12 protein-coding genes and 1 pseudogene are annotated in these 10,619 nt (G+C 46.0%); 12 read left to right on the forward strand and 1 reads right to left on the reverse strand.

Going from position 1 to position 10,619, the window contains the following annotated elements:
- A pseudogene (locus tag CLOSYM_RS22125) lies at positions 1-821 on the forward strand (relaxase/mobilization nuclease domain-containing protein); the annotation flags it as partial.
- Between the two features lie 204 nt (positions 822-1,025).
- On the opposite strand, the gene CLOSYM_RS00845 reads toward CLOSYM_RS22125, so the two are convergent.
- A complete protein-coding gene (locus CLOSYM_RS00845) occupies positions 1,026-1,388 on the reverse strand; it encodes a helix-turn-helix transcriptional regulator (RefSeq protein ID WP_021640580.1) in 363 nt (120 codons plus the stop codon).
- A 202-nt stretch (positions 1,389-1,590) separates the two neighbouring features.
- Between CLOSYM_RS00845 and CLOSYM_RS00850 the strand changes: the two genes are divergently transcribed.
- The 11 genes from CLOSYM_RS00850 to CLOSYM_RS00900 all read left to right on the forward strand — a co-directional run bounded on the left by CLOSYM_RS00850 (position 1,591) and on the right by CLOSYM_RS00900 (position 10,533).
- Positions 1,591-2,160, forward strand: coding sequence for a TetR/AcrR family transcriptional regulator (locus CLOSYM_RS00850; RefSeq protein WP_021640581.1), 570 nt, complete (start codon positions 1,591-1,593; stop codon positions 2,158-2,160).
- A 12-nt stretch (positions 2,161-2,172) separates the two neighbouring features.
- Complete coding sequence (locus CLOSYM_RS00855; protein ID WP_021640582.1) at positions 2,173-2,373, forward strand: hypothetical protein; 201 nt, start codon at positions 2,173-2,175, stop codon at positions 2,371-2,373.
- A 2-nt stretch (positions 2,374-2,375) separates the two neighbouring features.
- On the forward strand, positions 2,376-2,798 hold the full coding sequence (locus CLOSYM_RS00860; RefSeq protein ID WP_021640583.1) for a flavodoxin domain-containing protein: 423 nt from the start codon (positions 2,376-2,378) through the stop codon (positions 2,796-2,798).
- Between the two features lie 21 nt (positions 2,799-2,819).
- Positions 2,820-3,008, forward strand: coding sequence for a cysteine-rich KTR domain-containing protein (locus CLOSYM_RS00865; RefSeq protein WP_021640584.1), 189 nt, complete (start codon positions 2,820-2,822; stop codon positions 3,006-3,008).
- Between the two features lie 525 nt (positions 3,009-3,533).
- Complete coding sequence (locus tag CLOSYM_RS00870) at positions 3,534-3,956, forward strand: sigma factor-like helix-turn-helix DNA-binding protein (protein ID WP_021640585.1); 423 nt, start codon at positions 3,534-3,536, stop codon at positions 3,954-3,956.
- Between the two features lie 497 nt (positions 3,957-4,453).
- Positions 4,454-4,654, forward strand: coding sequence for a hypothetical protein (locus tag CLOSYM_RS00875; RefSeq protein WP_021640586.1), 201 nt, complete (start codon positions 4,454-4,456; stop codon positions 4,652-4,654).
- Positions 4,655-4,808: 154 nt separating this feature from the next.
- Complete coding sequence (locus tag CLOSYM_RS00880) at positions 4,809-5,072, forward strand: DUF6870 family protein (protein ID WP_044902021.1); 264 nt, start codon at positions 4,809-4,811, stop codon at positions 5,070-5,072.
- Between the two features lie 120 nt (positions 5,073-5,192).
- Entirely contained in the window at positions 5,193-6,875 is a 1,683-nt protein-coding gene (locus CLOSYM_RS00885; RefSeq protein ID WP_021640588.1) for a recombinase family protein, read from the forward strand.
- A gap of 733 nt (positions 6,876-7,608) precedes the next feature.
- Positions 7,609-8,097, forward strand: a complete 489-nt coding sequence (locus tag CLOSYM_RS00890) for a sigma-70 family RNA polymerase sigma factor (RefSeq protein ID WP_003498947.1) — start codon at positions 7,609-7,611, stop codon at positions 8,095-8,097.
- Positions 8,094-9,122: an RsiV family protein gene (locus CLOSYM_RS00895; protein WP_003498945.1), complete on the forward strand. Its 1,029-nt coding sequence runs from the start codon at positions 8,094-8,096 to the stop codon at positions 9,120-9,122. Before CLOSYM_RS00890 ends, CLOSYM_RS00895 begins: the two co-directional genes overlap by 4 nt.
- A gap of 262 nt (positions 9,123-9,384) precedes the next feature.
- Positions 9,385-10,533 carry an MFS transporter gene (locus CLOSYM_RS00900; protein ID WP_021640592.1) on the forward strand — a complete coding sequence of 383 codons (1,149 nt, stop codon included), beginning with the start codon at positions 9,385-9,387 and terminating at the stop codon, positions 10,531-10,533.
- Positions 10,534-10,619: the final 86 nt, after the last annotated feature.

Here is a 10,619-nt window from a genome sequence, read left to right on the forward strand (position 1 = left end):
CGGCCCTCTTGCAGAAGCCAGCCGATTTTGCCGCGTTTCTCTCACTGATGAAGGCGGCGGGCTACGAGGTCAAACACGGGCGCGGTGGTGCTCTCTCGTTTCGCTGTCCTGGGCAGGAACGGTTTACTCGTTGCCGAGCCTCCACACTCGGGGAAGGTTATGGCCCGGAGGATATACGGGCCGTTATCGAAGGCCGCGCCCCCTTGCCCTCCAGCCGGGCGGCGGAGCCTGTGAAGCCGGGCCGCAGGCTCAACCTGATTATCGACATTCAGAACCGGCTTCAAGGAAAAGGCCCGGCCTATGAGCGGTGGGCAAAGGTATTCAACCTAAAGCAGATGGCGGCGGCGCTGGCCTACTTGCAGGACAACGGCCTGACGGAGTATGAGCAGTTGGAGAAAAAGGCCGGGGAGGCCACGGAGCGTTTTCACGTTCTGGCCGGAAAAATCAAGTCGGTGGAGGTCGCGCTTGCCATCAATACGGAGCTCAAAGGAGCAACGGTAAACTATGCAAAGACCCGCCCCGTATTCGAGGCGTATAAGGCTTCACGGTACAGTAAAAAATTCCTTGCGGAGCATGAGGCGGATATTGAGATTTACCGGGCGGCTGGGGACACAATGAGCTCCATTCTGGACGGGGCAAAGCTCCCGAAGATAGAGAAGCAAAAGGAGGAAGGCCGGAGGCTGACGGCGGAGAAAAAGGAGCTCTATGCCGAGTACCGGGAGGCCCGGAAAGATATGCGGGAAGTCACAACGGCAAAAGCAAACATTGATTATCTGCTCGGCCTGACCGGGCAGGAGAAAAATAAGGAACAGGAGCGATAGCGAATGAGACGCAACCAATCAAGCGGAGCGCCGGAGCTTCGGGTCAAGTTGGCCCGAGGTTCCGCAGGGTTTGGGGCTGGCCCCAACAAGCGGGATTTTTCAGGTTTCGGCGGAGCCGGAACGTGGAAAATTCGCAAGTGTATAGACACTTGCATCGCTTGCCGTTTAGCGCAAGCCTGTTAAGTACATGAAAAAACGGGGGCTTTATTCCCCCGCTTCTCTGGCTTCTTTGGCTTTCTGTATTCCCTTTACCGTGTCGGTCACTATGACTAAATCGGTTTCATCGACGCCATTTAGAAGCTCGTCAAGCTGCCGGCGCTGTGTGGTCTTATCCGGTGCTTTTGCCGGAAAGAAGATTTGATCTACTGAAATATCAAAAAAGGTTACAAGCTCATAAAAAATTTGTAGGCTTGGGTGCTGTCCGCTGTTTTCAATGGACGCGATATAACGCGGCGCAATGTTCAGCCTGTCCGCTAACTGGTTGCGCGATATGCCCTTTGCCTTTCTTGCTTCTTTTATGGCTTGTCCGAATGCCTTAAAATCATACTTCACTTTGTCCTGCTTCATATTTTTCACCCTATTACATTTTACCGTTCACCTTTTCGCTTTGGATATGATTACACATAGCATAGTGTTGACAGTAATAGAGCGTATTATTTTTACTGTGGACTTTTGAACTGCTTGACAATAACGTAACTTTGTTTTATACTGAACTTGTTCAGAACAAATTCAGTTAAGAAAATATTATATAGGTGGTGGTTAAACAATCATGACAAAAAAAGAACAGGACGCAAGGGAACGTATCATTAGTTCTGCAATCGAAATATTGTATGAGGTTTCCGATATTGAGAAAATTACAGTACGACAAATTGCAGAACGGGCAAATGTGGGGATTGGTACAATCAATTATCATTTTAATTCAAAAGACAATCTTCTAAGTTTTGCCATAGGTGAAGTTATGGCAAATAGGGTAAATGAGTTTTTGAAACCTCAAAAAAATTCCCATTTAGACCCTGTTGAAAATCTGAAAACCATGCTAAAAGAAGTTTGTAGTGTAGCAGTTGCTAACAAGAAACTGGTTCAATTCATGCTTGCAAAAATCATTTCAGACGGTGATATGAAAACTCCTCTTTACTTTATGCCCTTTCTTAAAGAGGTATTCAGAAATGAAAAGGAGGAAATAGAGCTAAGAGTAATTGCATTACAGATTTTGCAGCCTATCCAACTTGCTGGAATTTCCCCGGCTTCATTTCTCATGTACAGTGGGGTGGATTTTTATGATGAAAATGACCGCAATAAATTCATTGATATGCTTGTAAACAATGTGATTAAAAATTAGGAGGTTTAGTAAATGAAAATAATTACTTTGGTAAGCTCAATAATTACGCTTTTACTGCTGTTTTCAACTATGATTTGCGGATTGTGGCTTAAATCCGGTCAGCCGGGGGATATTTCTTTTCACATGAATTGTGGTATTGCTTCTCTCGTTTTTGGCTGTATCACTTTTATATTGTTACTTGTTACATTTCATTACCAGAAGAAAGGAAAGTAAATATGAAAGCATTGATACTATTTGCAACTAAATCGGGGGCAACGAAAGAATGTGCTGATATATTGGCTGAAAAGTTTAATTGCCCTGCCTATGACCTTGCGAAGAAAACCCCGGACATATCTTCCTTTGATGTGATCATTCTTGGAACAGGGGTGCGTATGGGAAAAATCTACAAACCCATATCACATTTTATTCGGAAGAACATAGAACAGATTGCTCAAAAAAAGATTGCAATTTTCTTTTGCAACGCATACTCAAATACATTTGATAATGCTGTTGAGAAGAACTTGCCTTTAGAACTCGTACAACAAGCAATCTGTATAAAATCATTCGGAGGAAAACCGCCTTTTACTCACCCACAGAATATGGATTGGCTAAACAAGGATAATCTAAATAGTTTTATCGCAACAATCCATAGCTTATAGACCTATTTGGCAGGTGACTATATGCAGCAAGAACAGTGGATATTGTGTCCTATATGTGGTAATAAGACAAGATTAAAAATACGGCAAGATACGGAAATAAAAAATTTTCCGCTATTTTGTCCGAAGTGTAAGAAAGAAACGCTAATCACTATTCAACAATTCAATATGTCAGTTATCAAAGAGCCAGACGCACAGACGCAGAGCCGATAACCTATGAGCTTATTACTCATGGTTGTCGGCTTTTTACTTTTCAGATAACTGCTTCTACTAAGCGATTGCTGACAAATTGCAACAGATAAAAACCGTTGCTTGTCGGCAAAGACGACCACTTTTAAGCGGCGGTTTTGAAGAAAATTAGAACCGCCGTTTCTTTTCAAAAATTGGAGTACGGAGGGTGTATTAAATTCGCCCTTTTTAAGGACATGGCGGTATCAAGGAGGTGTCGCCGTGTCCTTATTTTATCGACATAAAATGATAATCTTTTCATCAAAAAAAGCCCGACCTTCGCCACGGAATATTCCGGCCACATAGATGATTACACGCATCATTATAATACTGTTTATATTTCACTTACGCCCGATTGCGTTTTGCAGTCGGGCGCTTTTCTTTTCCTCAACGATAGCTTCGGGCCAACTTGGCCCGAGGTTCTAAGCAGAGGGGAACTGCCTCGCTGCCGCTCCCCTCCCTCTCCATTTCGGTTCACTCGTCCACCAAAACCGATATGGAGGTATCACCATGAAAAAAATCAATTTGCGGGATCTGTACCCGTTTTATCATAACGATTTGTTTGTAGAAGTCTCTGATGAAGTGGCGGCAGCTCTGGCCGAAGCCGAGCGCATGGAGCGGAATTATATTCGCCGTGTGTACTGGAACAAAGCGTATTTTTCGCTGGACGCCGGAGACGGTATCGAGCACGAAGCTCTTTTTGTTGCCCTCTCTCCCTGTGAGCTTTACGAGCGCAAGGTTACGGCGCAGGAGCTCCGCGCCGCCCTGAACGCTCTCCCTGATACGCAGGGCCGTAGGGTCTACGCTCATTACATACTTGGCTTGAGTAAAACCGAGATTGCGCGGGCCGAAGGTGTAGCAAAAAGCCGTGTCTCCGAAAGCATAGAGCGTGGGCTTCGGAACATGGAAAAGTTTCTAAAAAATACGCTTTGACAGGCGGAACAATTGCCCGGAAAATCTCATGGCTATTGAGAGGGATAACTACCTCGGGCCAAGTTGGCCCGAGGCTTGAAGCTCCCTCATGTAGCTTGACAATTTCATAAAAAGATACCCGGATACGAAGGGTACGTATGCTGAGTGACAGGCCCGCCATGACCTCTATTGCCAGAGAATAGGGAGAGCGACAAGGCCCATGCCGCAGGCGGGCCGAGGCTGGTTCCGCCGGATAAAGCAGACAAGCCTTGATACTTGCGTTTAGTCATAGTCCGAGCGTTGAAGCGGCCAAAGGCCGTGAGCCGTCGCAGGCATTGAGAACGCCTTGCCATAAGAATGGGGAGAGGTGAAATTCCTATGGGGTGGACAAGCCGCCGCCCGTCCGGGTTATCTGTTGAAGCAAACGATCAGGAGCGCCGGGCCGGATATTCTGTCTGATAACAGCCCAAAACTTCCCGGCCCTGCGCTCCACCTATTTTTTAATAGGGAGAATTGAAATGGAAAAAGATTTAACTTTGGATATGAAGTTGACCGAGCGGTGGCGCAATAATGCCTGCCGCGGTTACGTTATTTGGGCGATGGAAAACTGTGACTTCAAGCCCGAAGATATTAAACGGGTGGTTCGTGAGCTTCACTGGGTTTTCGATATGAAATCCATTGAAGAAGCGGACGAGTACTATTGCCAGAGCCCCTACTAAACCTTTCTTCTCTGCTCTGGCCTCGGGCCAACTTGGCCCGAGGTCTTATGAGCAGATGGCAAAGGGCGGCGCGTGAGAACGGGCCGCCTTTTGCCATTTCCTCATAGGACAATCAGGGAATGACATACACATGGAAGAAAGGGGGCGAATATCCATGCAACAACAAATTCATTTAACGGAGCTCGCTGGCGTTGATATAACGACAGTCAACAAAGAGGACTTAGTTGACGTATCCGGGCTGGCCTTCGATAACACGGTTCCGAAAGAACAGCGGGCGGCGCAGATGCTCCGCAAAGTAAAAAATCCGTACTGCTTTCGGGTGGGCGATATGGGCGTAAAACTGGAATTTCTGGATAACGCCCCGCCTCTTGAAGATTGCTTCACCGACTTCCTACAACGTAAAAAGAGCGGCCTGTAACCAGTGTGCAGGCCGCTTGTGTCGGCCTCTGGACGAGATTTACAAGGGCTCGACAACATTGTTCACCGCACCTATATGGGGTATAATATAGGTGTAACGTGATAGGGGAAGGAGGTTCACATGGCACGCAGAAGCCGTACTATCACAGATAAGATAAAACAAAAATTCAGGGTATGGAGAATCGCAATCTATATCCGGCTATCTAAAGAAGATGCCCGAAACAATGACGAGAGCGAAAGTGTTTCAAATCAGCGGGCTATCATTGAAGAACATATTGCCAGCTTTAATGACGGAGACGAATATATTATTGTTGACGAGTATGTAGACGATGGAATTTCCGGTACAACCGATGACGAGCGGGACGATTTCCAAAGAATGTTGGGTGACATTAAAAAGGGCCGTATTAACTGTGTGATTGTAAAAGACCTTGCTCGTTCTTTCCGAAATTACAGCGATCAGGGCTATTATTTAGATGATTGGTTCCCGAGATTTAACGTCCGTTTTATCTCCCTCTATCATCAGCCATTAGACAGCTACAAAGAGCCACAGAATATGCGGAGTATCGCGGTTCCCATTCAGGGTGTTTTGAATGAAAACCATTGTGCCGAGACTTCAGATAAAATCCGGGAAGTATTTGATATGAAGCGGCGCAACGGGGAACATATTGGTTCTTTCGCCGCTTACGGCTACATAAAAGACCCCAATGATAAAAACGCCTTAGTAGTTGATGAAGAAGCCGCCGAAGTAGTCCGGGAGATTTTCACAAAGTTTCTGGACGGAATGAGTAAAAACGCGATTGTTCATTATCTCAATGAACACGGCGTACTTTCCCCCGCTGCTTATAAGCGGGAGCGGTTAGGGCTCAAATATCAAAATCCAAGCATTGACCCGGCAAAGCGGCCCTTGTGGGGCGCTGTGACGATTACAGGAATTTTGAAAAATCGTATGTATTGCGGGGATATGGTACAGGGCCGTTATCGTGTGAAAAGCTATAAGATACACGTTCAAGAGGTCGTACCCGAGGACGAATGGTATATAGTGGAGAATACTCATGAAGCCATTATTGACCGTGACACCTTCGACAAGGTACAACGGCTATTGCTCCGGGACACCCGGACGGCCCCACAGAAAAAGCAGATTTATCTGTTCAGCGGTTTTCTTCGGTGTGCTGATTGTGGTAAAGCTATGACCCGAAGCAAGGTAGGCGGGACGGTTTACTATTATTGCCGTACCTACAAAGACCAATCTAAAAGTGCCTGCACGAAACACACAATCAAACATAACCGCTTAGAGGTGGCCGTTCTTTATGCTATACAGCAACAGGTTTATTTGGCGGTTGACTATACAAAGACCATAGAACGGATAAACCGGGCTCCACTCGTCAAGAGCCAGTCAAAGAAACTGTCTGACGCTATCGAGCAGAAGGATCGGGAACTTGCCAAAATCGCCCGGTATAAACAAGCAATCTATCAGGATTGGAAAGACGGAGAGATTTCCCATTCCGACTACCGCCACATGAAAGAGGACTACGAGGAACAGGCCGAGGCACTAAATGAAGTCATTGATAAGCTCCGGGCCGAACAGGCAGAGCTTGAAAATGGTATTGATACCGAAAACCCATTTTTGAAGGCGTTCAGGCAATACGGCAACATTGAGAAGCTGACAAGAGATGTTCTGATTGAATTGGTTGACCATATCAAGGTATACGAGGGTGGGAACATCAGCATTGTATTTCGGTTCGCTGACGAGCTCCGCAGAATACAAGAATTTATTGAGGTCAACAATCCGAGTGAAGCGGTTTAGAAAAACCGCATTTTAATAGGTGGTACACTTTCCTAATAAAAGTGGCGCAGTAGGTCCGGTAGGCCCGGCAGGTCCGGTAGCACCAGTAGAACCAGTAGCGCCAGTAGGTCCAGTAGGCCCGGCGGGTCCGGTAGCGCCTATAAGGCCAGCAGCGCCAGTAGGTCCGGTTGGCCCGGCAGGTCCGGTAGCACCAGTAGAGCCAGTAGGCCCGGCAGGCCCAGTAGCACCGGCAGGCCCGGTATTTCCGCGCGGAATTTCAAAATTAAGAACCGGCCTGCAGCAAGTTCCTGAGTTAGTGACCCTGGCGCTGCTTCCCGGTACTCCGGTCAGTGTAGCGCCCACTGTCACAGAAGGGCAGCAGGCGTGAGTGCATGGTCTGTGACACTGCCCCTGATAAGGAGAGCAGGAGCAGACTTGTTTTGCATAATCTTTAAAGTTATCATCAATATACATAAAAGCCACCTGGTATATTTAAAGGTCTTATTGTAGAATATGAAAATATGGACAAAAGGTGCGGCCTGTCTGCCGGAGCGTTACTGTTCACAATCCGCCAAAAAACGGCGCGCCGTGAAATTCGGGATTTTCGTGCAAAATGTGCACGAAAACACCTGGCGGAAACAACTGTGCGAACAGTAACGCCGCTACCTCAAAAAACATCATATAAAAAAATAATAGCAGTTGAAACTTTTCTGAAATTCAGACCGTCTAAAGGTTAAGAAAGGAGAGTAGAAAAGTGGGAAAAGAGACAATGCGGGATAAACTGGAAGAAGTAATTCTGGCTTCCTATGAATCCATGTACAGGATGGCATTTGTATATATGAAAAATGAATCGGATGCATTAGATGTGGTACAGGAAAGTGTGGTCAAGGCCATCAAGAGTTCCGGCCAGCTGAAAGAGGAATCTTATATGAAAACATGGCTGTTTCGGATCGTAATCAATACTGCCCTTGATGAACTGGAAAAGAGAAAGAAGATACTTCCCCTGTACTCGGAAAATGAAGATTCAAAAGAAGACAGATATTGTGATTTTGATACGATAAATTCTCTGGCACAGCTGGAGCAAACGGAAAAGACGATTATTCTGCTCCGATATTGTGAGGAGTGGAAACTGGAAGAAATAGCGGAGTATATGGGACTTAACCTGAATACGGTTAAGAGCATTCTGTACAGAAGCTTGAAAAAATTGAAAACAGAATTGATGAAAGGAGAGGCGGTTTCATGAAAAAAGCGGACAAAGGCCGGGAAGAAATAACTGATACTGAGAGAAAAGAACTGGAACTCCTGACGGAGGATAAGGAATTTAATCAGAGATTGAGCAAACTGGAAAAGGAATATCAGGAGATAAAGATACCGGATGAATTGAAAGGAAGAGTGATACAGGCAATGCAGGAAGCGCGTAACGACGCAAAAGCGGAGCCGGATGCATCAGACAAAAAGATGGAGGAGGATCCGAGAATGAATCGAATAAGAAGAAAACAAAAGGATAAAAAAACGGCAGTCCATTATCTGCTCAGGACAACACAGACCGCAGCGGCAGCTCTGCTCGTCATCACGGTACTGGCTAATACAAATGCCCAGACAGCTTACGCTATGGGGAAAATCCCGGTAATCGGGGCCATTACAAAAGTAGTCACATTCCGGACATATGAAAAGCAGAATGAGAATTCGGAAGCAAAAGTGGAGGTTCCCCAGATTGAGGCTGCGAAAGATTCCGGTATTTCAAATGCGGCCGATCAGGTAAACAAATCGGTAGAAGAGTATACAAACCAGGTTATCGCCCAGTTCGAGGAAGACGTGAAGAGGGACGGAGAGGAAGCGCATCTGGGAGTGTACACGGAATATAAAGTGCTGGCCGACAATAACCGGTTCTTTACACTGAAGATTGAGACGGATGAAATTATGGCAAGCGGATATCAGACCGTCAAAATTTACAATATAGATAAGAAGAGCGATAAGATATTACAATTAAAGGATATGTTCCCGGAAGGCACGGATTATGTAACTCTTTTGAGTAATGCGGCAAAAGAAGTGATGCAAAAAAACATGCAGGAAGATGAAGATAAAGTATATTTCCTGAATGATGAGATGGGAGCTGATTTTGACAAAATCAAAGAGGATCAGAATTTCTATATAGACGATGCGGGACGGATGGTTCTGGTCTTTGATGAGTATGAAGTTGCTCCCGGATTTATGGGAATCGTAGAGATCACGATACCGGAAACAATTTACCATGCGGACGGACTGTAAGAATAAATAAAAATTCCGCAGAGCGCTTTTTACCGTCGAGGAGCCTGAAGTTTTTGTTGTATACAGGCAGGCAATATGATATCATGATCTCAGAAAATGTCTACAGAGAAGAGGAGTTTCTAATGAACCGTCCGATTTAACTGCAATTTTAACATTTCATCAGCAGCAGACGTATTTCGATGATGGAGATAAGAGTGATGACCTGTGCGCGTAGCGTGCAGGTTATTGCTGTTGTGTTTAAAATTACAGGGGACAGTTTATTATGCGAATAAAAAAGAATCTGGTGATCATGTATGCCCTTGCCTGTCTGCATGGCATGGTGTTCTATGGCCCGGTTGCAGTACTGTACCGTCAGGCGGCAGGTGTATCCGTCTTTCAGACAGCTTTGATTGAAAGTATTTCTCTTGTGCTGACCGTGCTGCTTGAGCTTCCCTGGGGAATTGCTGCAGACAGAATCGGGTACCGGCGCACATTGATTATCTGCAGCGTCCTGTTTTTTATATCTAAAATTATTTTCTGGAGGGCCGACAGCTTTGGCTGGTTCCTGGCAGAACGGCTGCTGCTTGGCATAGTCTGTGCAGGTATGTCGGGCGTGGATGCCGCCGTACTTTATTTATCCTGTGAAGACGGTGGGGCGCAGAAGGTTTTTAGCATATATAATAACTGGGGCATGGCAGGACTTCTGGCAGCATCTGCGGTTTATTCAGCCGTGATAGGCGAAAACTACCGCCTTGCCGGTCTAATGAGCGTGTTCAGCTATGGACTGGGGGCAGTACTGGTCTTTGGACTTCAGGATGTGAAGGGGCAGGAGAGCAGAACACATACTGTGCTTACGGAGGGGCCGTATTTATGGAAAAGGCTGTTCTTTAATAAAAATATATTTTTTCTGCTTTTAGCATCTGCATTGTTAAGTGAGACACATCAGACGATCACCGTATTTTTGAACCAGCTGCAATTTGTCCGCTCCGGTATGAATGCCGGTATGATTGCAGCGGTATATATGGTGATGACGTTATCCGGCCTGCTCGGAGGTGCTTCGGCCTGGGTAACAGAGCGGTTCGGCGTGCAAAAAACGGGAACGGCATTATTTCTGATTTGCAGCATCGCGTGCTTTATTCTGGCTTTAACATGCCGGATGGGACCGTCAATTGCAGCCGTTTTGATACTGCACATCAGCCATAGTGTTTTTCAACCGCTCCAGATGGAACTGCAAAACCGTGTAATCAATACCGGTAACCGCGCGACCGCTCTTAGTTTCAATGCGGTTATCATGAATACCACGGCTGTATTAATAAATCTTATTATGGGCAAAGCGGCGGAATCGGATCTGAGAATTTCAATGGCATTGGGCGGCGTTTTCTGTACGGTAGGATTTGTATTGTTTCAGTTATATGAAAATAACCGGAAATAGAAGCAATAGAAGAAATGAAAGCAATAGAAGAAGAGGACAGCACGGTTCAGTAAGTAATGTCGAGGGCCGGCCGGTGATAGCCGGCC

Origin of the sequence: [Clostridium] symbiosum ATCC 14940 (genome assembly GCF_000466485.1) — a bacterium.
GTDB lineage: Bacteria > Bacillota > Clostridia > Lachnospirales > Lachnospiraceae > Otoolea > Otoolea symbiosa.